The organism is Streptomyces sp. NBC_00386 (assembly GCF_036063235.1).
In the GTDB taxonomy this organism is placed as follows: domain Bacteria; phylum Actinomycetota; class Actinomycetes; order Streptomycetales; family Streptomycetaceae; genus Streptomyces.
In genome coordinates this window covers 6137998-6164949 of record NZ_CP107950.1, presented here as the reverse complement: position 1 = coordinate 6164949, position 26952 = coordinate 6137998, and the positions used below count along the sequence as shown (strand labels likewise).

The following is a 26952-nucleotide window of genomic DNA, read 5'->3' as shown; positions in this document are numbered from 1 at the left end:
ACCGGGCCGCGCGTCCGGGGTGCCGTACGGAGGTCACGGGGCACGGCGCGGCGGGTCCGGAGGGCTCCCGGGCGCGGCCGTCCGGCCGGTCTCCGCCCGCACCACGTCGATCAGGGCGTGCAGCCGGGGCGCGGCGGCCAGCTCCTCCAGGGTCACCGGGCGGCCCTCGGCATCGGCGACGGGCAGGCGCCAGTTGGGGTACTCGTCCCAGGTGCCGGGAAGGTTCTGCGGGCGGCGGTCGCCGACGGCGTCCGGGAGCCAGACGCCGATCAGACGGGCCGGGGTGCGCATCAGGAAGCGGTGCACGGCCTGGATCTCGGCCTCCTCCACGGAGGCGGGGGCCCCGCCGCTCGGGCCGCGCAGCAGCCCGAGCCGGGAGAGCAGCGCCAGCCAGTCCCGCACGTCCGCGGCGGCGGCCGCCCGTTCCGTGTCGAGGGAGCCGGCCAACAGGCCGAGCCGGTCGCGCAGTTCGACGTGCTCGCCGGTGAACCGGGCCGCGGTGGGCGGCAGGTCGTGGGTGGTGGCGGTGGCCAGGCAGTCGGCACGCCAGTCGTCGGGCGGCAGGGGCAGTCCGTCCCCGTCCCAGTCGCGTTCGAACCACAGCACCGAGGTGCCGAGCACTCCGCGTTCCTGGAGCGTCTCGCGCACCCCGGGTTCGACCGTGCCGAGGTCCTCGCCGATGACCAGCGCTCCGGCCCGCGAGGCTTCCAGGACGAGGATCGCGAGCATCGCCTCGGCGTCGTAGCGGACGTACGAGCCCTCGGTGGGCGGCTGTCCCCCGGGGATCCACCAGAGCCGGAACAGGCCCATGACGTGGTCGATGCGCAGGGCGCCCGCGTGACGCAGGAGCGCGCGCAGCAGGCGGCGGTAGGGGGCGTATCCGGAGGCGGCGAGACGGTCGGGCCGCCAGGGCGGCAGGCCCCAGTCCTGGCCGCGCGCGTTGAAGGCGTCGGGGGGCGCGCCGACGGACATGCCGGCCGCGAAGTACTCCTGCTGGGCCCAGGCGTCGGCTCCGTCGGGGTGGACGCCGACGGCGAGGTCGTGCACGAGCCCGACGGTCATGCCCGCGTCGCGCGCGGAACGCTGGGCGCGCGCGAGCTGGGCCTCGGTGAGCCAGGCGAGGCGGCTGTGGAAGTCGACCCGGTCCATCAGTTCGGCCCGTGCGCGGGCGGTCGCGGGCGAGCGGGGGTCGCGCAGGGCCACGGGCCAGTTCCGCCAGTCGGAGCCGTGTACCTCGGCGAGTGCGCACCAGGTGGCGTGGTCCTCCAGCGCCTGTCCCTCCTCGGCGAGGAAGTCGGCGTAGGCGGCCTGCCGTCCGGGCCCGAGCGGCACGGTGCGCACCACGGCGAGCGCCTCGCGCTTCAGCTCCCACACGGCGTCGCGGTCGATGAGCGCGCCCTTGCGCAGCACGGAGTCGCGCAGCCGTTCGGCTCGCTCCAGCAGCGTGCGCAGCCGGTCCTGGTCCTCGGCGTAGGGGTACTCGGGGATGTCCTCGACGCGCAGGTGCACCGGGTCGGGGAAGCGGCGGGAGGAGGGCCGGTACGGGGAGGGGTCGGTGGGGTCGCCGGGTACGGCCGCGTGCAACGGGTTGACCTGGACGAATCCGGCGCCCAGCGTCCGCCCCGCCCAGGCCGTCAGCTCGGCGAGGTCGCCCAGGTCGCCCATGCCCCAGGAGCGGCGGGAGAGCAGGGAGTAGAGCTGGACGAGCAGGCCGTGGGCGCGTCCGGGCGGCGCGGGCAGCCGGGTGGGGGCGACGACGAGGTGGGCGGTGGCGGCGCGGCCGTCGGGGGCGGTGGCGTGCAGGCTGTGGACGCCGGGCGGGAGGTTCTCGGCGGAGGTCCGGGACTCGCCCTGTTCGGTGGTGACGCGCAGGCGGGTGCCGTCCGGCAGCGCGGCGACCTCGGCGGGGACGAGTCCGCCCCAGCACACCAGGGTCGGCGGCAGCAGCCGCTTCGCGGCCTCGGCCTCGTGCAGCGCGAGGGCGGTCCGGACGGCGTCCGGGGTGCTCGCGTCGACGCCGAGCGCCGCCAGGACCGCCACGAGCGCGGTGTCCGGGGCCGCGACCGTGCGGCCGGGGGACGGGCTGTATTCGGGGGCGACACCGTGCAGTTCGGCGAGTTCGGACAGGGGCGTCCGCGGCGCCGGCTCCGATGCCGTCCGCGGCGGCTCGGCGGGCCCGGTGGGTGCCATCAGACCCTCGACGCGGCGCCGGTCGAGACGGGCTCGCTCGTCAGATGCGCGGCGTCCGCGAGCGGCGGCTCACTGGTCAGCGGCTCGGCGTCGGGCAGCGGGGGTTCGCTGGTCAGCGGCGCCGCGGAACAGGCGCCTTCCGAGCTGAGCAGACACAGGTGGGCGCCCTCGGGCTCGGCGGCCGCCCGGCCCGCGCGCGGGCCGGGGACGGACGGCTCCGCCGCGCGTTCGGACAGGGCCGTGAGGAGCAGGTGTGCCGATGCGGCCACGGGGGCCTCCTTGTCGAGGTCGGATACGGCGGCCGGGGGCATTCCGGCGGTTCGTGCCGGAAACGGATGCCCCGGGCGGTCACCGCAGCCCTACCCCGTGGGCGCGACGGCAGACGCACACGGGCGGACAACGTGCTTCCGGTCACACTCCGTCGCCGCCCCACTGGCCTGGGCCACGCCTCCAGGCTGGGGTAATCCCGGCACTTCGGCCACTCTCGTTGACACCTTCACCACCCGAATGGTGGGCTCGACCGCACACCTAAGCCGCAGCCGAGATGGCGGGCCACGAGGGGGAACCGTGCGACTCGGGCGTGGAAAAGGAGTGACCGCACTCGCGTTCGCCGTGGTCGCGAGCACGTTCGGTGCGGCCCCCGCGGCCGTCGCGGCGGCACACGGTCCGGCGGCCTCCGCGGGCGACCGCGAGACCACCGGGAGCGGAGTGCCCGCCGTCTGGCCCCGCCCGCAGTCGCTGCGCGCGAACGGCACGGCGGTCACGGTCACGGACGAGGTCGTCCTGGTCACCCCGGCGCCGGACACCTCCGGCGGCTCGGGCCCGGCGGGTTCGTACGCCCCAGGCGCCACCCTGACCCCGTACGCCCCCGGCGTGAGCGTCGCCGCGTACGCCCCGGACAGCGACCTCGACCCGTACGCCCTCGAAGCGTTGCGCGCACTGCTGCGGCGGGCCGGCGCCCGCACGATCACGACGGCGCGTGACGGTGACGCGCTCCCGGTGCACGCGCTGGTGGTGCGCCTGGGCGCGGAACCGGCGGACACCGGCCGGGCGGGCGCGGGTTCCCTCACCGGCGCGCGCGCCGCGTCGGGCTCCCTGGAGCGGGCGCTCACGGCGCTCGGCGCCGCGCCCCGCGCCGATCTCCCCTCCGGCGGCTACCGGCTGGCCGTCGGCCGCACCGGCGGACGGGACACCGTCGCCCTCGCGGGAGTCGGCGAGGACGGCCTGTTCCACGCGGTGCAGACACTGGGCCGGCTTCTCGGCGCCGACCGCCGGATCGCCGGTGCCGTCGTCCGGGACTGGCCCGGCACCGCCGTGCGGGGCGTCACCGAGGGCTTCTACGGCAGCCCGTGGACCCCTGAACAGCGTCTCGCGCAGCTCGACTTCATGGGCAGGACCAAACAGAACCGCTATGTGTACGCGCCCGGCGACGACCTCTTCCGGCAGGCGCGCTGGCGTGAGCCGTACCCGGCCGGGGAGCGCGCCCGCTTCCGGGACCTGGCGGAGCGGGCGCGCCGCAATCACGTCACGCTGACCTGGGCGGTGGCCCCCGGGCAGGCGATGTGCTTCTCCTCGGACGCCGACGTGAAGGCCCTGACGCGCAAGCTGGACGCCATGTGGGCGCTCGGGTTCCGGGCCTTCCAGCTCCAGTTCCAGGACGTCAGTTACACCGAGTGGCACTGCGGGGCGGACGCGGACGCGTTCGGCTCCGGCTCCGAGGCGGCGGCGAAGGCGCAGGCACGGGTGGCGAACGCCGTGGCCCGGCATCTCGCCGCCCGCCACCCGGACGTGGCCGCGCTGTCCCTGATGCCGACGGAGTACTACGAGGACGGCTCGACCGACTACCGCCGGAAGCTGGCGGGCGCCCTGGACAGGAACGTCGAGGTCGCGTGGACGGGCATCGGTGTCGTGCCGAAGACCATCACCGGCGGCGAACTGGCGCGCACCCGCTCGGTGTTCGGCAGCCACCCGCTCGTCACCATGGACAACTACCCCGTCAACGACTACGCGCAGGACCGGGTGTTCCTCGGCCCCTACCAGGGGCGCGACCCGGCGGTGGCCACGGGTTCGGCGGCTCTCCTCGCGAACGCGATGCCCCAGGCGGAGGCCTCCCGCATCCCGCTGTTCACGGCGGCCGACTACGCGTGGAACCCGCGGGACTACCGGCCCCGGGAGTCCTGGGAGGCCGCGATCGGGGATCTCGCGGGCGGGGACGCCCGGAGCGCGGACGCGCTGCGCGCACTGGCCGGGAACGAGGCGTCCTCCGTCCTCGGCGGCGAGGAGTCGGCCTATCTGCGCCCGCTCATGGAGGCGTTCTGGCAGGCGCGGACGGGCACGGACCGGGCCGCGGGCGAGCGGGCGGCCGAGCGGCTGCGCGCGGCGTTCGCGGTGATGCGCGAGACACCCGAGCGGCTGGCGGGCCGCCCGGTCGCCACCGAGGTGAAGCCCTGGACCGAGCAGTTGGCGCGCTACGGCGAGGCCGGTGAGACGGCCGTCGCGCTGCTGGAAGCCCAGTCGGACGGTGACGCGACGGCGGCGTGGACGGCGTACCGCGCGCTGAACGGGCTGCGCGCGAAGCTCGCGGCGAGCGAGGTGACGGTCGGCACGGGCGTGCTCGACCCGTTCCTGACGCGGGCCCGCACGGCGTACGAGAAGTGGGCGGGCATCGGCGACGAGTCCTCCGCCGGCCACGGCGCCCCGAAGGGCCACGGAGCGGCTGGGGACGGCGGAGCGGAAACCGGTGACCCGGGCACGGCGGAGACTGGCAGAGGCGACGGCGGCGCCGCGGACGGCGACGGGACCGCGCCGGGCGACGGCACGAGGGGGGACGGCGGGCAGGACGGCAGCGTCGTCCTGCTCCCGCGCACCCGCACCCTCACCGACGTGAGCGTGCTCACCGACCCCGGCGTGACGGGCTTCGTCGAGGCGTACGTACCGGGCGAGGGCTGGCGGTACCTCGGCGCCCTCGCCGCCGGGGGCGCGACGGAGCTCGGAGCGGCGGAGATCGGTGCGGCGGGCGTGCGCGTGGACGCGCTGCGGGTCGTCGGCCCCGAGCGTTCGCAGGTCCGCCATCTCGTGCCGTGGTTCGCCGAGACGCCCGCCGCGGCACTGGACCTGGCCCGCTCCACGGCGGACGTGGAGATCGGCGGCACGGAGCGGATCACGGCCCGGCTGACGTCACTTCGTCCCACCGGCGTCAGCGGTGAGCTGACCGCGCGGGCCCCCGAGGGCATCAAGGTCAAGGTCTCCCGGCCCTCGGCGACCCTGTCGCGCGGCGCCGTCGTCGACAGCCTCGTGGAGGTCACGGTCCCGGCGGGAACGCCGTCGGGCACGTACGAGGTGACGGTCGCCTTCGGCTCGCAGACCCGCACGCTGACCGTCCGCGCCTTCCCGCGCACGGCGGGCCCCGACCTCGCCCGCACCACGGCGGCCTCCTCGTCCGCCGACGAGACCCCCGACTTCCCGGCCTCGGCGGCCAACGACGGCGACCCGGCGACCCGTTGGTCCTCCCCCGTGGACGACGGCGCCTGGTGGCAGGTGCAGTTCGCCGAGCCGACGCGCCTCGGCCGGCTCGTGCTGACCTGGCAGGACGCGCACCCGTCCGCGTACCGCGTCCAGGTCTCCGCCGACGGCCGTGTGTGGCGCACCGCGACGACCGTGAACGACAGCCGCGGCGGCCGGGAGTCCCTCCGCTTCGACGAGAGCGACGTCCGCTACCTGCGCGTCCAGGGGATGCGGCGGGCCACGGCGTACGGGTACTCGCTGTGGTCGGCGGAGGCGTACGCGGTCGCGGTCACGGACTGACACCCCTCGGCGGTTCTCGGCGCTCCCCGGCGGTCCTTCGCGCTCCCCGGCATCCCCCGGCACTCCTCGGCCATTCGCGTCCAGCTTTCCGCCTCCAACTATTCACTCAGTACATATCTTGAGTGCATACTGATCTCCATGAGCACCCGTCACATCCTCTTGGGGCTGCTCGCCGGAGGGCCCAGCCATGGGTACGACCTCAAGCGACGGCACGACGAACGCTTCCCGCAGGCCCGCCCGCTGGCCTACGGGCAGGTGTACACGACCTTGCAGCGGCTGGTCCGCGACGACCTCGCCGCGGTCGACGGCACCGACTCGGACGGAGGTCCCGAGCGGACCCTGTACCGCTCGACCGGGGACGGAACGCGTGAACTGACCCGCTGGGCCGGCGAGATCGCGCCGCCCGCGCCCTTCGTGACGAACGAGATCTTCGCCAAGGTCGTCGTCTCGATCCTCGCCTCGGCCGACCCGGCCGGCTATCTGCGGGCGCAGCGCGCGGCGCACATGGCGCGGATGCGCGAGCTCACGGCGGTGAAGACGGCACCCGGCGCCGACCTCGCGACCGTCCTGTCGGCCGACTACGCCCTCAACCACCTCGACGCCGACCTCCGCTGGATGACGACCACGGCGGCCCGGCTCACCACCCTGACCGCGGAGGTCGACACAGCATGAGCACCCCCCTTCTGACCGCCAGGGACCTGGTCAAGGCACACGGCCCGACCCCGGCGCTGCGCGGCGCCTCGCTGGACCTGGCCGCGGGCGAGGTCCTCGCCGTCACCGGGGCCAGCGGCAGCGGCAAGTCCACCCTGCTCCACTGCCTGGCGGGCATCGTCAGGCCCGACGGCGGAACGGTGGAGTACGGGGGCGAGCGCCTCGATCTGCTCCCCGAGAAACGGCTCGGCGAGCTGCGCCGCACGGACTTCGGCGTGGTGTTCCAGTTCGGGCAGCTCATCCCCGAGCTGACCGCCGCCGACAACGTGGCCCTGCCCCTGCTGCTCGCGGGTGCCTCCCGGGCGACGGCGCGGGAGCGGGCGGGCGAGTGGCTGGAGCGGTTCGGCGTACGGGGTCAGGAGGCGCTGCGGCCCGGTGAGATGAGCGGCGGCCAGGCCCAGCGGGTGGCGCTGGCACGGGCCCTGGTCACCGACCCGAAGCTCGTCTTCGCGGACGAGCCGACCGGCGCGCTGGACTCCCTGGCCGGAGAGCAGGTGATGACCGCCCTGATCCACACCGTCCGGGAGGCCGGCACAGCGGTCCTGCTGATCACGCACGACGCCCAGGTGGCGGCGTACGCGGACCGTGAGATCGCGCTCCGCGACGGAGTCGTGACCGGCTCCGTCACCCTGCCGGCGGCCGTGGCCACGGGGGAGGTGTCCCGGTGAGGACCGACTTCCGGATCGCCCTGCTCCTCACCCGCGGCTCGGACCGACGCGAGGGGTGGCGGATCGCGCTGACGGCCGTCGGGGCGGCCATGGCCACCGGGCTCTGCCTGGCCGCCGTCGCCATCGCCTCGCTCCGGGGCCAGTACTCCATCCCCCTCTCTCACGGGCTGCTCGGCCGGCCGGGCGAGCGGGCGGGCGTGGTCCTCACCCTGCTCCTCCTGCTGGTGCCGGTGCTCGGCTTCCTCGGGCAGTGCGCCCGCATCGGTGCCGTGCACCGCGACCGGCGGCTGGCCGGACTGCGCCTGGCGGGGGCCGGCCCGGCGCAGGTCAGGCGGATCGCCGCTCTGGAGGCGGGCCTCGCGTGCCTGACCGGCTCGGTCGTCGCCACCGCCGTCTCCGCCGGGGTCCTGCTGCGCCAGTGGCAGAACCCGCCGACCGTCGTCTGGGCCGGCTTCACGGGGGTCGCGCTCGCCGTGCCCGTTCTGGGTGCGCTGGTGAGCACGCTCGCCCTGCGCCGGGTGGTGGCCTCGCCGCTCGGCTGGGTGCGCCGGGTACGCCCGAGCGCCGGACGGCGTCCGGGCCTCACCGTCCTCGCGACCGCTGTCGTGATGCTTCTCACCGGACTCACCCTCGCTCCGCGCACTTTCGGCGGCTTCGAGACGACCCCGCTGTTCGTGTTCGGCGTGGTGATAGTCACGGGCGCCGGAGCCATCTGGGCGGCCGGGGCGAGCGCCCGGTTCACGGGCCGCGTGCTCGCGGAACGGACCGGGAACCCGGCGGTCCTGATCGCGGCCGAACGGCTGCGGGACGATCCCTGGGCGGGTGCCCGTACCCATGCGGCGGTGCTGCTGGTGACCGTCGTGGGGACGGGTTTCGTCGGCGTGCGGCAGGTGCTGCTCGACGCCCTCGCCGGGCGGGACCGCAACTCGCTCCCCGTGGACGTGTCCTTCTACACCACCGGTCTCGACCTCACCGGCGCCGCGATCCTGGTCGCCCTCGCCATCACGCTGTCCGCTCTGGCCGTGGGGACCGCGGAATCGCTGGCCACCCGCCGCCGCGGCCTCGCCGCGCAGACAGCCGCCGGGGTTCCGCGGGCCGTGCTCGGCCGTGCCCTGCTCCTGGAGACGGCCCTGCCGCTCGCCCCGGCGATCGCGCTGGCCGGTGCCGGGGGCCTCGGGATCGGTGTCTGGTACGGGCAGCTCGCGGGCGCCGGATTCGTGCCGGTGCTGCCACTGGTCGTCCCCGTCGCCGTCTACGCGGGGTCTCTGCTGGCCGCGGCCACGTCGCTGCCCTTGCTGCGCCGCTCGGTGCGCCCCGCGGAGCTGCGTCAGGCGTGACAGCGGGCGTCCGGCCCGTGGGCAGCACCGAACGCCCGTGAAGCCCCCGGACGGGCCGCGCCGGGCAGGCGGGCCGCGCCGGGCACGCCCGAGCACCCGTGCGGCACGGGTGCCGGCGGTCGGGAGGCACGGGGGTCCTCCCGACGCCGGAAGCGGTGGCGGCCGGGAATGGCGCCGCCAACGCGAAAGCCCGGATCGTCAGGCTGAGATGCCGTCGATCCGGGCCATGGCGTCGTCCGCGCCGTACGGTTGCAGGTAGGGCATCCAGCGCGGGTCCCTGTGCCCGGTTCCGATGATGCGCCAGGCGAGCCCCGTCGGCGGGGCGGGTTTGTGGCGCAGGCGCCATCCGATCTCGACCAGATGGCGGTCGGCCTTGGTGTGGTTGCAGCGGCGGCAGGACGCCACCACGTTGTCCCAGGCGTGCTGACCCCCGCGTGAGCGCGGGATGACGTGGTCGACGCTGGTTGCGACGCCACCGCAGTACATGCACCGGCCGCCGTCGCGGGCGAACAGAGCTCGCCTGGTCAGCGGGACGGGCCCGCGGTAAGGGACCCGTACGAACCTCTTCAGCCGGACCACGCTGGGTGCGGGGACAGTAACGGTCGCGCTGTGCATGAAGGCGCCGGATTCCTCGAGAGAGACGGCTTTGTTCTCAAGGACGAGGACGAGCGCGCGGTGGAGCGGTACGACGCCGAGCGGCTCGTACGACGCGTTGAGGACCAGGACGTGCGGCACGGATGCCTCCTTGTACGCCGGCGGCGCGTGGCTCGCGCCGGGACGATCTGCAGTCAGTCTCCCCTCATGCCTGGTGATGGCGCCACCATGTCCCGGTAACGGGCTGGGAGTGTTTTCGACCACACCCCCTACATCCCCAGGTGAGCACGGTCTCTCCCCTGAGCATGGCAACGATCCACACACGATGCCCCGTTAGTGTGGTGGTTCTGCCCGGACGGCACCCCTCTTGTGTCCCCGCCGCGGGCAGACCGCTACGCCTGGAGGTACCTGCTGTGTCCCTGCCCGTCCTATCGGCCCTGGCCGCCGGTCCGGCCCCGTCGCCGTCCCCCTCGACGTCGACCGGTGTGGTGACCCCCACGCTTCAGGACGCCCAGGAGAGTGCGACCCACGCGGCGAGCTGGGTCGAGGAGAACTGGTCGACCTGGCTGGCCATAGGCCTGCGTGTCCTGCTGGTGCTGGTGATCGCGGCCGTACTGAGAGTGTTCGTACGCCGGGCGATCACCAAGCTCATCGACCGGATGAGCCGCACCGCCCAGGCCGTCGACGGCACGGCGCTCGGCGGTCTCCTGGTGAACGTGGAACGCCGCCGTCAGCGCTCCCAGGCCATCGGCTCGGTCCTGCGCTCGGTGGCGTCCTTCCTGATCATGGGCACGGCCGCGCTGATGATCCTCGGCACGTTCGAGATCAATCTGGCCCCGCTGCTCGCGTCGGCGGGTGTGGCCGGTGTCGCGATCGGTTTCGGCGCCCGCAACCTGGTCACCGACTTCCTCTCCGGCGTCTTCATGATCCTTGAGGACCAGTACGGCGTCGGCGACGTGATCGACGCGGGCGTGGCCTCCGGCGAGGTCATCGAGGTGGGTCTGCGCGTGACCAAGCTGCGCGGCGACAACGGCGAGATCTGGTACATCCGCAACGGCGAGGTCAAGCGCATCGGGAACCTCTCCCAGGGCTGGGCGACGGCGGGTGTGGACGTCACGGTCCGCGCCTCGGAGGATCTGGACCACGTCCGGTCGGTCATCGGCGAGGTCGCCGAGACCATCAGCAAGGAAGAGCCCTGGAACGAGCGGCTGTGGGGCCCGATCGAGATCCTGGGCCTGGACAGCGTCCTCCTGGATTCCATGGTGGTCCGGGTCTCGGCCAAGACCATGCCCGGCAAGGCCCTCTCCGTGGAACGCGAACTCCGCTGGCGCATCAAGCGCGCCTTCGAGGCCGCGCAGATCCGCATCGTGGGCGGCCCCACCGCGCCCGTGGAGGAGGATGCCCTCGACCCGACGGCCGCGGTGGCGGCCCCGTCGGTCTTCGCCAACGCGGAGTCCGCCCAGTCGGTGGCGACCGCGCCCATCCCGGCTCCGGCCCCGTCGAGCGTCGTGCCGAAGTAGGCCGACGACGGTAGGGGAAAGGGGGCGGCACCCGGATGTTCCGGGTGCCGCCCCCTTTCCCGTACGCACTCCGGCCACCGGAGACGTACGCACCCTGACCACCGGCTCGTACGCACTCCGACCACCGGCTCGTACGCAATCTGACCACCGGGACGATTCGGCGCATTCGTTCGAGTGAACGCCCTTGGAACCGCCGGTCAGACGGCCGGAACGCCCTCCAGCCCGGCCGCCCCGGCTATCTGGCACACCGCGGTGAACACCGACCCCTTGCCCAGTCCGACCACCCCCCGGAGCCCCTCACCGTCCCGGACGTCCAGGACGACGCCTCCCGAGGGCGCGTCGAAGGACATCGAGCCCCAGACGGACGGCTCCCCGCGCCAGGGGCGCCACCGGAAGTGGATCTCCTCGCGGCCCTTCTCGGCGACGAGGAACGACCGCTCCGAGGCCATCAGTTCCTCGCGGACCTGCTCCTGCCACCCGTCCGAGAGCCGCACCGGGCGCAGTACGTGCGTCTGCCGGTCGTCCAGCGCCCCGGCGGAGAGCGCGATGCCGGCCGCACGCGCCCGCCCTCGCAGCGACCTCACCGCGAAGGCCGCCGCCCCGAGCGACACGACCGCGAGCACCGGAGGCACGACAGCCGCCGCCTCCCTGACGGAGTCCCAGGTGAAACCGTCGGCCACGAAGTCGATGACCGTCAGCGCGAGCACCATCGGCGCGTACCTGGCCGCGGCCGCGCACCAGCACGCCGTCAGCAGCTTCATGGGTGACCTCCCGGGCGGATCCTGTCCATGGTCTCGCGGAACCCCACGCGGGAACACCGCCGGGAGACCGATCGTTTCTCGCCGTCACCGCCCCCGCGGGACACCCCGAAGGCCGCGGCCCGGCAGTCCGGCACAGCCCGCGCCGAACGGTTCAGCTCCATGCGGCGGATCATAGGAACGGGATCCTGTGAGCAAGGCGGGGGAACGCCCGCGCAACCGTCACCAGCACGGTGAAATCCCCCTGCTCGAACAGCGCGAACTGTCATAAAATCCCGCACGCCACCCCACCCGCACCCAGCCGATCGTGACGAAGCCGTAATGAGCCCGGGTCATCACGCTGCTGACACACCGACACGGGATTCCCGCCCTCGGCACCGCGCCGCACACGCCGGGCCAGACCGGCCCTCTTCACACGGCCCCCGCATTCCGGCCACATCGTTCAACCGTCTACTGTCGCCCCAACAGCGGGCCCTTGTTCTGGAGCTCAACGCCCAGGGGCCCGCCTCGAATGTGGGGAATCCATGCGCAAGTACGCCATAGGCGCCGCCGTTTCCGGCGCCCTGGCCGTGTCCGCCCTGGCCGCGCCGACCGCGTCGGCCGCCACACCGGACCTGACCTTCTCCAACGTGACCGTCAACAACGGCAAGGCGATCGTCGTCGGCACCACCAACGTGGTGAAGGTCCCGATCACCTACACCCTGGTCCGCCCGGCCGGCCTCGTCATCGACGGCGAGACGAGCGGCGCGGGCGTCGTCCTGTACAACGGGCCGTCGCTCGCGAGGCAGGAGAACCTGCTGGGTCCCGACGACCTCCCGACCTGCACCGCGACGGCCACGACCGCCACGACGGTCACGGAGTCCTGCAAGGAGGTCATCGCCATCTACCCCCAGGACTACTTCTACGGGGCCTCGGACGCCGGCACCTGGAAGGTGGCCGGCTACTACGGCCACATGACCACGGACAACGACGACTCCGACAACCACATCAGCACGGAGTTCGGCTCCGACGTGTGGGGCCTCCCCGGCACCGTGCAGATCAAGCGCGCCGCCAGACTCACCGTCAACGCGACCCCCGAGCCGGTGAAGAAGGGCAGCACCCTCACCGTCAAGGGCGCGCTGACCCGCGCCGACTGGGCGACCGGCAAGTACGCCGGCTACAAGGGACAGCCGGCCGCCCTCCAGTTCAAGGCCAAGGGCGCCACCGCCTACAAGACCGTCAAGACGGTGACCTCCGGCACCGCGGGCGCCCTGAGCACCACGGTTAAAGCCTCGGCCGACGGCACGTACCGCTACCAGTTCGCGGGCACGGCCACCACGGGCACCGCCACGGCCACGGGCGACTACGTCGACGTGAAGTAACCAAGGCCAGGGCCGCCTCCGGCCCGCCCGAGCCGCCCTCGCAGCAGACGAACCCGTCCGCCGCGAGGGCGGCTTTGCGCGTTTCGGCGACGGCTGCGCCGCCGGGGCGGCGGTTGCTCTTGACGCCCGCGCCTCCTCCGGCCTACTTTCCTCGCACCAGCAATAGGAAACTTTCCTAACAATGATCTTGCGGTGGACTTCCCGAAGGCACCCCTGGGAAGCTGGTCGGTCAAGAAGGGCAGGTGGCGACAGACATGGCAGGATCCGCCGGCACGCCGGGCACCCCGCGCGTCCTGCGCGCGATGAACGACCGCGCCGCCCTCGATCTGCTGCTCGCGCACGGACCGCTCTCGCGGACCCGGATCGGGAAGCTCACCGGGCTGTCCAAGCCCACCGCCTCACAGCTCCTCGCCCGTCTGGAAGCCGCCGGACTCGTCCTGGCCACCGGCACCAGCGAGGGCCGGCCGGGCCCCAGCGCCCAGCTGTACGAGGTCAATCCGGGCGCCGCCCACGCGGCGGGTCTCGACGTCACCCCCGAGCGCGTCCTCGCCGCCGTCGCCGACATCACCGGCCGCACGGTCGGCGCGTACGAACTGCCCACCCCCGGCCGCCGCCCGTCCCAGCCCGTCGTACGCCAGGTCACCGACGCCCTCGACGGCGCGGTGAAGGCCGCCGGGCTCGCCCGGGACGACGTCCGCCGCCTGGTCATCGGAACCCCGGGCGCCTTCGACCCCAACACCGGCCGGCTGCGCTACGCCTCCCACCTGCCCGGCTGGCACTCCCCCGCCCTCCTCGACGAGCTGGCCGCGGCACTGCCGATGCCCGTCGAGTACGAGAACGACGTCAACCTCGTCGCCATCGCCGAGCAGCGGCTCGGCGCCGCCCGGGGCCACGAGGACTTCGTCCTGCTGTGGAACGAGGGCGGTCTCGGCGCGGCCCTCGTCCTCGGCGGCCGGCTGCACCGCGGCTGGACCGGCGGCGCGGGCGAGGTCGGCTTCCTGCCGGTGCCCGGCGCGCCCCTGGTGCGCCAGGTGACCCGGGCCAACAGCGGTGGCTACCAGGAGCTGGCCGGCTCCCAGGCCATCCCCAAGCTGGCCCGCGAACTCGGCATCCAGGACCTGCCCACGGGCCCCTACACGGAGGTCGCGGCCACCGTCGTCGAACGGGCCGCCGCCGTCGACGCGGGCCCCTACCGGCGGCTCCTGGAGATGTACGCGACCGGACTCGCCACCGGTCTGGCCTCCCTCGTCTCCGTGCTCGACCCCGAACTCGTCGTCCTCAGCGGCGCCTCGCTCACCGCGGGCGGCGAACCGCTGCGCGCCCTGGTCCAGGCCGAACTGGAGGAGCTGGCCGCGTCCCGGCCGCGCCTCGTCGTCGGCGACGTACACGAACACCCCGTGCTGCGGGGCGCGTTGGAGAGCGCCCTGGCAGCCACCCGCGACGAGGTCTTCGACACCTCCCGCTGAGTCCGCTCCACCCCGCGACGCCCACCGTCCCGAACCCACACCCCTCCTGTACCGCCCCGTCCTTCGCAGGGAGATCTCGCCATGCCCGGAATATCCCGAAAGGCGGCTGTCGCGCTCGCCGCCTCCGCCTCGATAGCCCTTCTCGCCACCGCCTGTACCGGCCAGTCCGACGACGAGGGCTTCGGCGAGGACGCGTCCAAGGAACAGACGATCAACTTCTGGCACGGCTGGAGCGCGCCGAACGAGGTCGAGGCCGTGAAGTCGCTGGTCGCGGGCTTCGAGAAGGCGCACCCCAACATCCACGTCAACGTCGTCGGCAACATGACCGACGACAAGATCAACCAGGCGCTGCGCGCGGGCGGCGGCAAGGCCCCCGACGTGGTCTCCTCCTTCACCACCAACAACGTGGGCAAGTTCTGCTCGTCGGGCGCCTTCGTCGACCTGAACCCCCTCTTCAAGCAGGCGGGCATCGACCCCGAGGCGACCTTCCCGAAGGCGATGAACGAGTACACCCAGTTCGACGGCAACCGCTGCACGGTGCCGCTCCTCGGTGACGCGTACGGGCTCTACTACAACAAGGACGCGTTCGAGAAGGCCGGAATCGCCTCCCCGCCGAAGACCTGGTCCGAGTTCGAGAAGGACGCCAAGAAGCTCACGATTGCCCAGGGCGACTCGTACTCCCAGCTCGGCTTCATGCCGAACTACCACGGCTGGGAGTCCACCACCGAGCACTACTTCGGGCAGTTCTCGCCGACGTACTTCGACAGCAGCGGCAAGTCGAACATCGCCAAGGACCCCGCGTTCACCGCCGGGTTCACCCTCCAGAAGAAGCTGGTCGACGCGCTCGGCGGCTTCAAGAAACTGGAGACCTACCGTTCCAAGCTCGGTGACGAGTGGGGCCCCAAGCACCCGTTCCACACCGGTCAGGTGGCCATGCAGCTCGACGGCGAGTGGCGGCTCGGCATGGCCGAGGAGGCCAAGCCCGGCTTCGAGATCGGCGTCGCCCCGCTGCCCGTCCCCGACGACCGGGCTGACCAGTACGGCAAGGGCTACATCACCGGCACCATCGCGGGCATCGCGTCCACCAGCAAGAAGCAGGGCGCGGCCTGGGAGCTCATCAAGTACATGGCCACGAACACGGACGCGGTGGTCGGCTTCGCCAACGACATCCACAACGTGCCCTCCACGCTCGCGGCCCTCAAGTCGCCGAAGCTGAAGTACGACCCGCGGTTCAAGACGTTCCTGGACATCGCCTCGAACCCGAACTCGACGACGACCCCGCCGTCCATCAACGGCGGCACCTACCTCGTGACGCTCCAGCAGTTCGGATACGACTACGAGAGCGGCAGGGCCAAGGATCTGAAGGCGGGCCTGGAATCCACCGCCAAGCAGATCGACACCGACATCGCGCAGGCGAAGTGACCGCACGATGAGCACTGTCACGCCGGCTTCGAAGCGCCGCAGCTCCGCCCTCGCGGCGAAGCACAGAAAACAGGCGCTTCGGACCCTCGCCTTCATGTCGCCCTGGCTGATCGGTTTCGCGGTCTTCTTCGCCTACCCGCTGATCTCGACCGTCTACTTCTCCTTCATGCACTACGACGGCTTCAGGCCGCCGACGTGGAGCGGGACGAAGAACTGGCGTTACGTCTTCGAGAACTACCCGCTGTTCTGGCCCGCGTTGCGCAACACCCTGTGGCTGGTCCTCGTCATGGTGACCCTGCGGGTGGCGTTCGGACTCGGTGTCGGACTGCTGATCACGAAGATCAGGACGGGCACGGGTGTCTTCCGCACCCTCTTCTATCTGCCCTACCTCGCCCCGCCGGTGGCCGCCACCATGGCCTTCGCCTTCCTCCTCAACCCCGGTACCGGGCCGGTCAACTCGGTCCTGGAGAAGGCCGGCGTCACCGCCCCCGGCTGGTTCAACGACCCCGCCTGGTCCAAGCCCGCCCTGACCCTGCTGGCCCTGTGGGGCATCGGCGACCTGATGGTCATCTTCATGGCCGCCCTGCTGGACGTACCGACGGAGCAGTACGAGGCCGCCGAACTGGACGGCGCCTCGGCCTGGCAGCGCTTCCGGTACGTCACCCTGCCGAACATCTCGCCCATCGTGATGTTCGCCGTGGTCACCGGGGTCATCCAGACCATGCAGTACTACACGCAGCCGCTGATCGCCGGGAAGGTCGCCTCGGGCGTCATCCAGGGCGCCGGCACGCAGTTCGAGCCCGGCTATCCCGACAAGTCGACGCTCACCCTGCCCCAGCTCGTCTACAACCTCGGCTTCCAGCGCTTCGACTACGGCTCCGCCTGTGTGGTCGCGCTCGTGCTGTTCGCCCTGTCCATGGTGTTCACCGCGTTCCTGATGCGGCGCCGGGGCGGTCTCATCCAGACAGGTGACTGACCGATGACTCAAGTACTCGACAAGCCGGTGGAGTTGGCGGCGCCCGCCTCCCCCGCCGAGCGCACCGCCCGCCGCAAAGCCCTCCTTGAGTGGGTCGCGGTCCACGCGCTCGGCGTCGCGGTCGCCCTCTTCTTCGTCCTGCCCTTCGTGTTCGTGTTCCTGACCTCGCTCATGAGCGACACCCAGGCGCTCAGCCGCGACCTGATCCCGCACACCTGGGAGTGGGGCAACTACAAGAAGGTCTTCGACACCCCGGGCTTCCTCACCTGGTGGAAGAACACCCTGCTCTACGCCGGCTTCGGCACGGTGCTCACCGTCGTCTCGTCGATCCCGGTCGCCTACGCCCTCGCCAAGTTCCGCTTCCGCGGCCGGAATCTGTCGCTGATGCTGGTCATCTCGATGATGATGCTGCCGCCGCAGGTCGTGATCATCCCCATGTACCTGTTCTGGGCGAAGCAGCTCGACCTGTCCGGCACCCTGTGGCCGCTGATCATCCCGATGGCGTTCGGGGACGCGTTCTCCATCTTCCTGCTGCGCCAGTTCCTGATGACCATCCCGAACGAGTACCTGGACGCCGCCAAGGTCGACGGCTGCGGGGATCTGCGGACCCTGCTGAAGGTCGTCCTGCCGATGGCGAAGCCGGGCATCGCGGCCGTCGCGCTCTTCCAGTTCTTCTACGCCTGGAACGACTACTTCGGCCCCCAGATCTACGCGTCCGAGAACCCGGGCGCCTGGACACTGAGCTACGGCCTGGAGTCGTTCAAGGGCGCGCACCACACCGACTGGAATCTCACCATGGCCGCGACCGTCCTGGTCATGGCCCCCGTGATCCTCGTGTTCTTCTTCGCGCAGAAGGCGTTCGTCGAAGGCGTCACGCTCACCGGAGTGAAGGGTTAACCATGAAACTCACCGTGGTCGGCGGAGGGTCGACCTACACCCCCGAACTCATCGACGGCTTCGCCCGGCTCAGGGACACCCTGCCCGTCGAGGAGCTGGTCCTCGTCGACCCGGCCGCCGAACGCCTGGAGCTGGTGGGCGGCCTGGCCCGCCGGATCCTCGCCAAGCAGGGCCACCCGGGCCGGATCGTCACCACCTCCGACCTGGACGCGGGGGTCGAAGGCGCCGACGCCGTGCTCCTCCAGCTGCGCGTCGGCGGCCAGGCGGCCCGCGAACAGGACGAGACCTGGCCGCTGGAGTGCGGCTGCGTCGGGCAGGAGACGACCGGCGCGGGCGGCCTGGCCAAGGCGCTGCGCACGGTTCCGGTGGTACTGGACATCGCCGAGCGGGTCCGCCGCACCAACCCCGACGCGTGGATCATCGACTTCACCAACCCGGTGGGCATCGTGACCCGCGCCCTGCTCCAGGCGGGCCACAAGGCGGTCGGCCTGTGCAACGTGGCGATCGGCTTCCAGCGGAAGTTCGCCGGACTGCTGGGGGTCTCCCCCACCGATGTGCATCTCGACCATGTGGGCCTCAACCACCTCACCTGGGAGACCGGTGTGCGCCTGGGCGGCCCCGCGGGCGAGAACGTCCTGCCCCGGCTGCTCGCCGAGCACGGCGACACCGTCGCCGCGGACCTGCGTCTGCCCCTCTCCCTGGTCGAGCGCCTCGGCGTGGTCCCCTCGTACTACCTGCGCTACTTCTACGCGCACGACGAGGTCGTCCGGGAACTGCGCACCAAGCCCTCCCGCGCCGCCGAAGTGGCGGAGATGGAGCGGCAGCTGCTCACCATGTACGGCGACCCGGCGCTCGACGAGAAGCCGGAGCTGCTGGCGAAGCGGGGCGGCGCGTACTACTCCGAGGCGGCCGTCGACCTCGCCGCCGCGCTGCTCGGCGGGGGCGGCAGCCCCTACCAGGTGGTGAACACGTACAACCGGGGCACCCTGCCGTTCCTGCCGGACGACGCGGTGATCGAGGTGCAGGCCGCGGTCGGCGCCAAGGGGCCCGCCCCGCTGCCGGTGCCGGCCGTGGACCCGCTCTACGCCGGTCTCATGGCGAACGTGACCGCGTACGAGGATCTCGCCCTGGACGCCGCACTGCGCGGCGGACACGACCGGGTCTTCCGGGCGCTGCTCGCCCATCCCCTGGTCGGCCAGTACGCCCTGGCCGACACCCTGACCGACCAGCTGATCGCGCACAACCGGGAGCACCTCGCGTGGGCATGACGTCGACGGAAACCGGTGCCGGGACGGCCGCCGGGTCCGGACCCGCGGGCCTCGTGCTGGCCATCGACGCGGGGAACAGCAAGACCGACGTCGCCGTGGTGGCCGCGGACGGCACGGTGACGGGCACCGCGCGCGGGGGCGGGTTCCGGCCCCCGGCGGTCGGCGTCGAGACGGCGGTGGACGCGGTCGCCGACGCCGTGCGGCGGGCGTTCGCCGAGGCGGACGTCACCTCTGTCCGCCATGTCTCCGCCTGCCTCGCCAACGCCGATCTGCCGGTGGAGGAGGAGCAGTTGGCGGCCGCGCTGCACGCACGCGCGTGGGGCGCCGGGGTGGAGGTGCGCAACGACACCTTCGCGATCCTGCGGGCCGGGATCGCCGAACCGCGCGGTGTCGCCGTGGTCTGCGGGGCCGGCATCAACTGTGTCGGCATGCGGCCCGACGGCCGCACCGCCCGCTTCCCCGCCATCGGCCGCATCTCCGGTGACTGGGGCGGCGGCTGGGGCCTGGCGGAGGAGGCCCTGTGGCACGCGGCGCGGGCCGAGGACGGCCGCGGCGGGGAGACCGCCCTGGCCCGCACCCTGCCCGCGCACTTCGGCCTGGACTCCATGTACGCGCTCATCGAGGCGCTGCACCTGGAGCACATCCCGAACGCGCGGCGCCACGAGCTGACCCCGGTCCTGTTCGCCACGGCGGCGGACGGCGACCCGGTGGCCCGCGGACTCGTCGACCGGCTCGCGGACGAGGTGGCCGCGATGGCGACGGTGGCCCTGACACGCCTCGGACTGCTCGCCGAGGAGACCCCGGTCCTCCTCGGCGGCAGCATCCTCGCCGCCCGCCATCCCCTGCTCGACGACCGCGTCCACGAGGTCCTGGCCGTCCGCGCGCCCAAGGCGGTCCCCCGGGTGGTCACCGCCCCGCCGGTCCTGGGCGCGGCACTCCTGGGCCTGGACCACGTACGGGCCGCGGGCGAGATCCACGCGCGCGCGCGTGCGTTCTACGAACGGGGCTGAGGAGGTCCGCGGGGCAGACGGCGCCCAGGGCCCCGGGACCGTCCATGACCTGGCGCGAAGGGGAGGGAACCAAACGGATCCGGAACACGTGTTCATGAGAAGGGGGGTGGCACGGGGGAATCGTGCTGCGCCGTGATCCGAACAAGATCCAGGCAAGGCCTGTGCGGATGCCGGTACGGGCGGCGATACTTGCCGCCGTGCACGTACACCGGTCGGCCGCGCCCACCGTGTTCCGTGGTGAGCGTGACCGAGCGGATGACCATGGGGGAGGTCGACAGTGACACACCCGCCGAAGGGCAGCGCGGCGCCACCGGGGCAGGGCACGCCCACGATGCCGGCCGTGCCGGCACAGTCCGGATCTCCCCGGCCGCCGGGCGGATCACCCGTGCCCCAGGGCGGGTTCGGGGACCCGCGGAACGCTCCCCCGGCTCCCGGCGCGGCACCGCGGCGCACGGCGTGGGCCGAGGGCGCGGACCGGCTGCGCGCCGCGGCGACGACGGAGCCGGGGCGGCTGAGGATCATCGGCGCCGTCCTCGCCCTGCTGGTCGTCGCGTTCGGCGCGGTCACCGCCTGGCAGATGACGGAGCGTTCGGCCGCCGCGGACAACGTGCTGCACAGCAGCCAGCCGCTGAGCGCGAGCGCCGCCGACATCTACCGCTCGCTCGCCGACGCCAACACCACCGCCTCCAGCGGCTTCCTGGCGGGCGGTCAGGAGACACAGGACACCCGCGTCCGGTACGAGCGGGACATCAGGACGGCGGCCGCGAAGCTGATCACCGCGGCCAACAGCTCCGAGCCGGGCTCGCCCTCGGCCAGGACCATCTCCGAGCTCAACGAACTGCTGCCCGAGTACAAGGGCCTGATCGAGCGGGCCCGCGCCAACAACCGGCAGGGCTACCCGCTGGGCGGCGCGTATCTGCGGTACGCGAACGAGAAGATGCAGCACGAGATGCTCCCGAAGGCCCAGCAGCTCTACAACCGGGAGAACCAGCGGCTGAGCGCCGACTACGCCGACGCCAAGCCCTACCCGTGGGCGGCGATCGCCCTCGGACTCCTCGCGCTCGGCGCCCTCGCCTGGGCCCAGCGGCGCAACTACCGCCGTACGAACCGGGTGCTGAACCACGGCATGGCCGCCGCCACCGGGGCGTCCCTGGTCGTGCTGCTGTGGCTCACCGTCGGGCACACGGTCGCCCGGTCCGGGCTGAACGAGTCCTACGACCACGGGGTCCGTTCCCTGAACGTGCTGCACAGCGCCCAGATCGCGTCCCTGAAGGCCCGCGGCAACGAGAACCTCACCCTGGTCAGCCGGGGCGCCGAGACCAAGCTCCTGCCCGACAAGACGAGCGTCGACCTGTACGACTACGACTTCGACCGGGACATGAAGGCACTCACGCAGGGTCTCGCCGAAGCGGCGGCCCTCGCGGACGACCGGTCGGGAGAGAAGCCCGTACAGGTCGCGACCGCCAGCATGAAGGTCTGGGTGCAGCGTCACGCGGAAGCCCGTGAGGCCGACAACAACGGCGAGTACCAGCTCGCGCTGGACCGGGTCATCGGTTCCGCCGACAAGAAGCCCACGGGTGAGTGCTTCGACGCCGTCGACACGAACCTGAGGGACGCGCTGACGCACGAGGAGAGCGAGTTCCAGCGGGCGGCGAACGACGGCCTCGGCGCCATGACCGGCCTCCCGGTCGGCGCCGCCGTCCTCGCCGTGCTGGCCGGCGCGGGCGCGGTGCTCGGCATCGGCCGCAGGCTTTCGGAGTACCGGTGAGAGGGGGAGCGGCGATGATCGCACGACGTCTGAGGGCGAGCCTGAAGGGCTGGGGCGGCGTGGGCGCGATGGCGCTCGCCTGTGCGACGGCTCTGGTCCTCGCGCTGCTGCTGCCCGACTCCACGCTCGGGGACGGCGGCACGGGTGTCGGCGGACAGGGCGTGGCCCGGGGCACGCAGGCCAAGGCCCCCGAATGCATCGACCCGCAGAACCTGAGCCCGGCCCCGTCGGGCGCGGACGGGCCGACGATCGACGCCATCAAGAACCGCAAGGACCGGCGGCTGATCGTCGGCGTCGACCAGAACAGCTACCACTGGGGCTACCGCGACCCGAACAACCCGAAGGCCGGCAGTGACCTGGAGGGCTTCGACATCGACCTGGTCCACGCGATCGCCAAGAACATCCTGGGCGACGAGAACGCCGTCCAGTTCCGGGCGATCCCGACCAGCCAGCGCATCCCCGCGATCCAGCACGGCAAGGTCGACATGGTCGTGCGCACCATGACGATCAACTGCGAGCGCCTCAGGCAGGTCGCGTTCTCCGCGCCCTACTTCACGACCGGCCAGCAGGTGCTCGCCCCGGTGAGCTCCGACGTCACCGGGTACGACGAGAGCCTCGCCGGCAAGAGGATCTGCTCGGCGTCGAGCTCCACCGCGAACGAACGCCTGACGGCGGACCTGGGCCACGGGCTCGTCTCCTCGGCCATCGTCAGTCCTCCCGTGCCCAACCAGCTCGACTGTCTGGTGCGTCTCCAGCTCGGCGAGGCCGACGCGGTGGTGACCGACGGCGCGCTCGCTGCGAGCCAGGCCGCCCAGGACCCCTCGGTCGAGCTCAAGGGCGGCATCTTCACCACCGAGTTCTACGGCGTGGCGATGAAGAAGGGTTCGGACGACGACCTGGTACGCCGGGTCAACCAGGTCCTCGCCGACTACCGCAAGGACGGCTGGCGGCAGTCGTACGACAAGTGGCTCGCTCCGACCCTGGGGCCCGACTCCCCCTCGGAGGACCCGCCGGTCGCCCACTACAAGCAAACGACCTGATACGACTGGAGAGTTGCCCGGCCGCACCTACCGAGCCGCCGGGAACCGCACGAGAACGAGAGGTGATCGATGGGCGTCACGGGACCCCCCGGGCCGGTGATGGACCGGGACGAGGCGGACCGTGCGCTGGCGCGCCTCGGCGCGGAGCACGAGGCCATCGAGACCTCGCTCCTCGCCCTTCAGGACCACGCGGGCCGCAGACTCCTGGAAGGCGCCGAACTCACCGGCTCGACCAAGGAGCGCTGGGCGGTCGCGGAGGCGTCGATCACCTTGCTGTGGGCGTACTTCGACGCCTACACGGACGCGCTGCGCTCCGCGCGCGAGATCCGCTCCCGCAGACGCTGGTCCAGCCGTGAGGATCTGGTCGAACTGACCGAGCTGCTGCGCGGTTCGGGCATCACGGTCGCCGGTTCGGCCACGGCCACCGCGAACGCGCCGACCCTGGCCGGCACGGGCAAGCTCAGCGAGCGCTTCTCGCTGGCCGCCCTGGTGGACCGGATGAACGAGCTGTACGCGGCCTCGCTCGACATGGTCGTGACCGCGGACGCCGTGTGGTCCGCGCTGCCCGCCCGGATAGATTTACTGGCCGCGGAGCTCCAGCGCACCCGCGCGCTCGCACACTCCGTGGGCGTGCGTCCCGGCGAGCACCCCTCGGGCGACGACCTGGAGCGGATCACCCGGACCCTGACCGCCCTGCGCGAGCGTGTGGTCTCCGACCCGCTCGACTTCTGGGTTCCCGCGCAGGGGAGTTCGGCCCCGGGCGGCGGCCGCCCGGACACCACGGTGTACGACCGGGAGGCGCGCGCCCTGGAGGAGGTGCGCCGGGAGATCGACGCGGTGCTCACCGTGCGGCAGGACGCGGAGGCGCGGCTGGTGAAGCTGCGGGACGTGCTCAGCCGCGCGGACCGGACGCTCGCCGAGGCGCGCAGTGCCCGCGGCGAGGTCCTCGCGAAGATCGCCGCGTCCGAGGTGCCGGCCGTCAGCGGTCCGCCGACGGCGTTGCAGGAGCAGCTGGCGACGGCCGCGGAGTACCGCAGGCACGCGCAGTGGCACCGCCTCTCGCCGCTCCTGGAGGCATTGGAGGAGAAGGCGGAGGACGAACTCCTGCGCGCCCGCGAGTCGTTGACGGCGGTCACCCAGCCGCTGGCGGTCCGTGCGGAGCTGCGGGGACGCCTCGACGCGTACAAGGCGAAGGTCGCCCGGCACGGCTTCGCCGAGGACCCGTTCCTGGTGGAGCGCTACGACGCGGCCCGGCGCATGCTGTGGAGCGCCCCCTGTGATCTGCGGGTGGCGGAGGAGGCGGTGCTGCGCTATCAGCGGGCGGCGGCCGAGCTGCTGAGCCCGCAGGTGCCCGAGCGGAGCGGGCCCGAGGACCGTGCGGACCGGAGGGGGCCCGACGCGTGAGCGTTGAAGGGGATGCGGGTGTGAGCGAGCAGCCGGTGAGCGAGCGGAACAAGTGCGGTCGGCCCGGTTGCGAGGGGTCGTACGAGGACATGGGAGGCGGCGAGCTGTACTGCGACACGTGCGGCCTCGCCCCGGCCGTGCCGGCGCCGGTACCGGGTGCGGGCGAACAGCCGGCGGGTGAGCCGCTCACGTGCGGTCGGCCCGGTTGCGAAGGGTCGTACGAGGACATGGGAGGCGGCGAGCTGTACTGCGACACGTGCGGCCTCGCCCCGGCCGTGCCGGCGCCGGGATCCTCCCGGTCCGGGAGCGGCCCGCGAGCCGGTGCGGCGGGTACGGCGTCGTCCGGCGCCCTCGGGGGCGGCCGCGGTTCGCGTGGCTCCGACAGCGTCGGCATGCGCGGCGGCTCACCCTCCAGCTCGCGTACGTCGTCGCGTACGTCGTCGCGCTCCTCGCAGTCGCGGCGCTCGGTCTCCGGCCGCCTGTCGCGGTCGCTGTCGGGCCGGTCGACGGGCCGTTCGGTGTCGGTGCGCAGCTCCGGCTCGGCGGCGTCCTCCTCCGGGCGGGGCCGCCTCGGCGCCGGGCTCGTGGAGGTCCCCGGGGTGCCGCGGCCCGACCCGCGCGGGATGGTCCTGGAGAACCCGGAGGTACCCGAGCGCAAACGGTTCTGTTCGCGCTCCGACTGCGGTGCGCCGGTGGGGCGTTCGCGCGGCGAGGTGCCCGGCCGCACCGAGGGGTTCTGCACGAAGTGCGGCCACCCCTACTCGTTCGTGCCGAAGCTGCGCACCGGTGACATCGTGCACGGCCAGTACGAGGTGATGGGCTGTCTGGCGCACGGCGGGCTCGGCTGGGTGTACCTCGCCGTCGACCGCGCGGTGTCCGACCGGTGGGTGGTCCTGAAGGGTCTGCTCGACACGGGCGACCAGGACGCGATGGCGGCCGCGATCTCCGAGCGGCGCTTCCTCGCGGAGATCGAGCACGCCAACATCGTGCGGATCTACAACTTCGTCGAGCACCTCGACCAGCGGACGGGTTCGCTGGACGGGTACATCGTCATGGAGTACGTGGGCGGCAAGTCGCTCAAGGAGCTCGCCAACGGGCGCCGCACGGCGGACGGCAAGCGCGATCCGCTCCCGGTGGAGCAGGCCTGCGCGTACGGCATCGAGGCCCTGGAGGCCCTCGGCCATCTGCACAGCCGCAACCTGCTGTACTGCGACTTCAAGGTCGACAACGCGATCCAGACCGAGGACCAGCTCAAGCTGATCGACATGGGCGCGGTGCGCAGGATGGACGACGACGAGTCGGCCATCTACGGCACCGTGGGCTACCAGGCTCCCGAGGTGGCCGAGGTGGGCCCCTCGGTCGCCTCCGACCTCTACACGGTCGCCCGGACGCTCGCCGTCCTCGCCTTCGACTTCCAGGGCTACACGAACGTCTTCGTGGACTCCCTGCCCGACCCGGACAACATCGAGGTCTTCCGTCAGTACGAGTCGTTCTACCGGCTTCTCGTCCGGGCCACCGACCCCGACCCGGCCCGCCGTTTCGCCTCGGCGCAGGAGATGTCCGAGCAGCTGACGGGCGTGCTGCGCGAGGTGGTCTCGCTCCAGACGGGGCGGGCGCGGCCGGCGCTGTCGACCCTGTTCGGGCCGGAGACCAGGGTCACCGACACCGAGCTGTTCGGGAAGGCCGCCGAGGACGTGTCGCGGCTGGGGGCCCGCGTGGTCCCCGTACGGGCGAGGAAGGGCGCGGCCGCGCTGCCCGCGGGCACGAACGGGACCGGGCCGCTGCCGCCCGGTCCGCCCGCCTCCGCCACCCTGGTCAGGCCCGTCGCGGCGGCGGCCACCGCGCTCGCCCTGCCCGTGCCGCGGGTGGACCCGGGCGACCCGAACGCCGGTTTCCTCGCCGGGCTCATCGCGTCCGCGCCCGCGGAGCTGATCGCCGCGCTGCGGGCGGCACCGGCCGCTTCCCCGGAACTGCGGCTGCGGGAGCTGCGGGCCCGCCTGGAGATGGGCGAAACGAGCGAGGCCGGCTCGGCCGTCGACGCGCTGGAGGCCGATCACCCGGACGACTGGCGGGTGGTCTGGTACCGCGGCGTCACGGCGCTGGCGACCGGCGAGAACGAGATCGCGGCGCTGTCCTTCGACGCGGTCTACGACGCCTTCCCCGGTGAGCCCGCGCCCAAGCTGGCCCTCGGCGTGTGCGCGGAGGTGCTCGGACAGCTCGACAACGCCGCCGAGTACTACCGGCTGGTGTGGACGACCGACCCCAGCTATGTGAGCTCGGCGTTCGGGCTGGCCAGGGTGCAGCTCGCGGCGGGGGACCGCCGTGGTGCCGTACGTACCCTGGAATCCGTGCCGGAGTCGTCGATCCACTACACGGCGGCCCGGGTCGCCGCCGTGCGGGCGCGGCTTCGGCAGCGGCCGGTCACGGAGACGGCGGCGCCGCTCCTGGACGATCTGACGGCGGCGGCCGGGCAGGTGGAGGCGCTCGACGGCTTCGGTCTGGACGCGGTGCGGCGCGAGCAGTTGTCGACGGAGGTCCTCGGCTGCGCGCTGGACTGGGTACTCTCCGGTAGCCAGGGTTCCGCTCCGGCTTCCGGACGCGGAACCGCGCTGCTCGGCAGCGAGTTGGACGAACGTGGCCTCCGTTTCGGCCTCGAACGTTCGTACCGGACGCTGGCCCGGCTCGCGCGGGGCGGCGAGGAAAGGATCGACCTGGTGGAACGCGCAAACCGTTACCGCCCCCGGACGTGGGTGTGATT

The 26952-nt window shown here is 72.7% G+C and carries 20 protein-coding genes; 16 read left to right on the top strand and 4 right to left on the bottom strand.

Annotated elements, in window-relative coordinates; all coding sequences use genetic code 11:
• Nucleotides 1–33: 33 nt before the first annotated feature.
• Together malQ and OG780_RS27100 are read right to left on the bottom strand one after the other, a co-directional pair.
• Entirely contained in the window at nt 34–2190 is a 2157-nt protein-coding gene (malQ, locus tag OG780_RS27105) for a 4-alpha-glucanotransferase (RefSeq protein ID WP_328452406.1), read from the bottom strand.
• Complete coding sequence (locus tag OG780_RS27100; protein WP_328452404.1) at nt 2190–2459, bottom strand: hypothetical protein; 270 nt, start codon at nt 2457–2459, stop codon at nt 2190–2192. Before OG780_RS27100 ends, malQ begins: the two co-directional genes overlap by 1 nt.
• Nucleotides 2460–2781: 322 nt before the next feature.
• Here OG780_RS27100 and OG780_RS27095 point away from each other — a divergent pair, with 322 nt between their 5' ends.
• From OG780_RS27095 to OG780_RS27080, 4 genes are all read left to right on the top strand, one after another.
• Nucleotides 2782–5994 (top strand): beta-N-acetylglucosaminidase domain-containing protein, encoded by a 3213-nt coding sequence (locus tag OG780_RS27095; RefSeq protein WP_443062215.1) that lies wholly within the window; start codon nt 2782–2784, stop codon nt 5992–5994.
• Nucleotides 5995–6132: 138 nt separating this feature from the next.
• Nucleotides 6133–6666 (top strand): PadR family transcriptional regulator, encoded by a 534-nt coding sequence (locus OG780_RS27090; protein ID WP_328452400.1) that lies wholly within the window; start codon nt 6133–6135, stop codon nt 6664–6666.
• Entirely contained in the window at nt 6663–7373 is a 711-nt protein-coding gene (locus OG780_RS27085) for an ABC transporter ATP-binding protein (protein WP_328452398.1), read from the top strand. The genes OG780_RS27090 and OG780_RS27085 overlap by 4 nt, the downstream gene beginning before the upstream one ends.
• Entirely contained in the window at nt 7370–8710 is a 1341-nt protein-coding gene (locus OG780_RS27080) for an FtsX-like permease family protein (protein WP_328452396.1), read from the top strand. The genes OG780_RS27085 and OG780_RS27080 overlap by 4 nt, the downstream gene beginning before the upstream one ends.
• 198 nt (nt 8711–8908) lie before the next feature.
• Here OG780_RS27080 and OG780_RS27075 read toward each other — a convergent pair whose 3' ends face one another.
• Nucleotides 8909–9445 (bottom strand): HNH endonuclease, encoded by a 537-nt coding sequence (locus OG780_RS27075; protein ID WP_326787747.1) that lies wholly within the window; start codon nt 9443–9445, stop codon nt 8909–8911.
• A gap of 272 nt (nt 9446–9717) precedes the next feature.
• Here OG780_RS27075 and OG780_RS27070 point away from each other — a divergent pair, with 272 nt between their 5' ends.
• Nucleotides 9718–10824: a mechanosensitive ion channel family protein gene (locus tag OG780_RS27070; protein WP_328452390.1), complete on the top strand. Its 1107-nt coding sequence runs from the start codon at nt 9718–9720 to the stop codon at nt 10822–10824.
• Between the two features lie 197 nt (nt 10825–11021).
• Here OG780_RS27070 and OG780_RS27065 read toward each other — a convergent pair whose 3' ends face one another.
• The gene (locus tag OG780_RS27065; RefSeq protein ID WP_328452388.1) at nt 11022–11585 is read right to left on the bottom strand and encodes a hypothetical protein; all 564 of its coding nucleotides are present in this window, start codon (nt 11583–11585) and stop codon (nt 11022–11024) included.
• A 521-nt stretch (nt 11586–12106) separates the two neighbouring features.
• On the opposite strand from OG780_RS27065, the gene OG780_RS27060 reads away from it, so the two are divergent.
• The 11 genes from OG780_RS27060 to OG780_RS27010 all read left to right on the top strand — a co-directional run bounded on the left by OG780_RS27060 (nt 12107) and on the right by OG780_RS27010 (nt 26950).
• The gene (locus tag OG780_RS27060; protein ID WP_328452386.1) at nt 12107–12943 is read left to right on the top strand and encodes a hypothetical protein; all 837 of its coding nucleotides are present in this window, start codon (nt 12107–12109) and stop codon (nt 12941–12943) included.
• A gap of 254 nt (nt 12944–13197) precedes the next feature.
• Nucleotides 13198–14409: an ROK family transcriptional regulator gene (locus tag OG780_RS27055; protein WP_328452384.1), complete on the top strand. Its 1212-nt coding sequence runs from the start codon at nt 13198–13200 to the stop codon at nt 14407–14409.
• A gap of 81 nt (nt 14410–14490) precedes the next feature.
• On the top strand, nt 14491–15831 hold the full coding sequence (locus OG780_RS27050) for an ABC transporter substrate-binding protein (protein ID WP_328452381.1): 1341 nt from the start codon (nt 14491–14493) through the stop codon (nt 15829–15831).
• A gap of 7 nt (nt 15832–15838) precedes the next feature.
• Nucleotides 15839–16807, top strand: a complete 969-nt coding sequence (locus OG780_RS27045) for a carbohydrate ABC transporter permease (RefSeq protein WP_328452379.1) — start codon at nt 15839–15841, stop codon at nt 16805–16807.
• A 3-nt stretch (nt 16808–16810) separates the two neighbouring features.
• Nucleotides 16811–17704, top strand: coding sequence for a carbohydrate ABC transporter permease (locus OG780_RS27040; protein ID WP_328452377.1), 894 nt, complete (start codon nt 16811–16813; stop codon nt 17702–17704).
• Nucleotides 17705–17706: 2 nt separating this feature from the next.
• Nucleotides 17707–18972, top strand: a complete 1266-nt coding sequence (locus OG780_RS27035; protein WP_328452375.1) for a 6-phospho-beta-glucosidase — start codon at nt 17707–17709, stop codon at nt 18970–18972.
• Nucleotides 18969–19982 (top strand): N-acetylglucosamine kinase, encoded by a 1014-nt coding sequence (locus OG780_RS27030; RefSeq protein ID WP_328452373.1) that lies wholly within the window; start codon nt 18969–18971, stop codon nt 19980–19982. The genes OG780_RS27035 and OG780_RS27030 overlap by 4 nt, the downstream gene beginning before the upstream one ends.
• Nucleotides 19983–20259: 277 nt before the next feature.
• Nucleotides 20260–21750, top strand: a complete 1491-nt coding sequence (locus tag OG780_RS27025; protein ID WP_328452371.1) for a proline-rich domain-containing protein — start codon at nt 20260–20262, stop codon at nt 21748–21750.
• 14 nt (nt 21751–21764) lie between these two features.
• Nucleotides 21765–22790: a glutamate ABC transporter substrate-binding protein gene (locus tag OG780_RS27020; protein ID WP_328452370.1), complete on the top strand. Its 1026-nt coding sequence runs from the start codon at nt 21765–21767 to the stop codon at nt 22788–22790.
• A 69-nt stretch (nt 22791–22859) separates the two neighbouring features.
• Nucleotides 22860–24194 carry a hypothetical protein gene (locus tag OG780_RS27015; RefSeq protein ID WP_328452369.1) on the top strand — a complete coding sequence of 445 codons (1335 nt, stop codon included), beginning with the start codon at nt 22860–22862 and terminating at the stop codon, nt 24192–24194.
• An 89-nt stretch (nt 24195–24283) separates the two neighbouring features.
• Nucleotides 24284–26950 carry a tetratricopeptide repeat protein gene (locus OG780_RS27010; RefSeq protein WP_443062332.1) on the top strand — a complete coding sequence of 889 codons (2667 nt, stop codon included), beginning with the start codon at nt 24284–24286 and terminating at the stop codon, nt 26948–26950.
• Nucleotides 26951–26952: the final 2 nt, after the last annotated feature.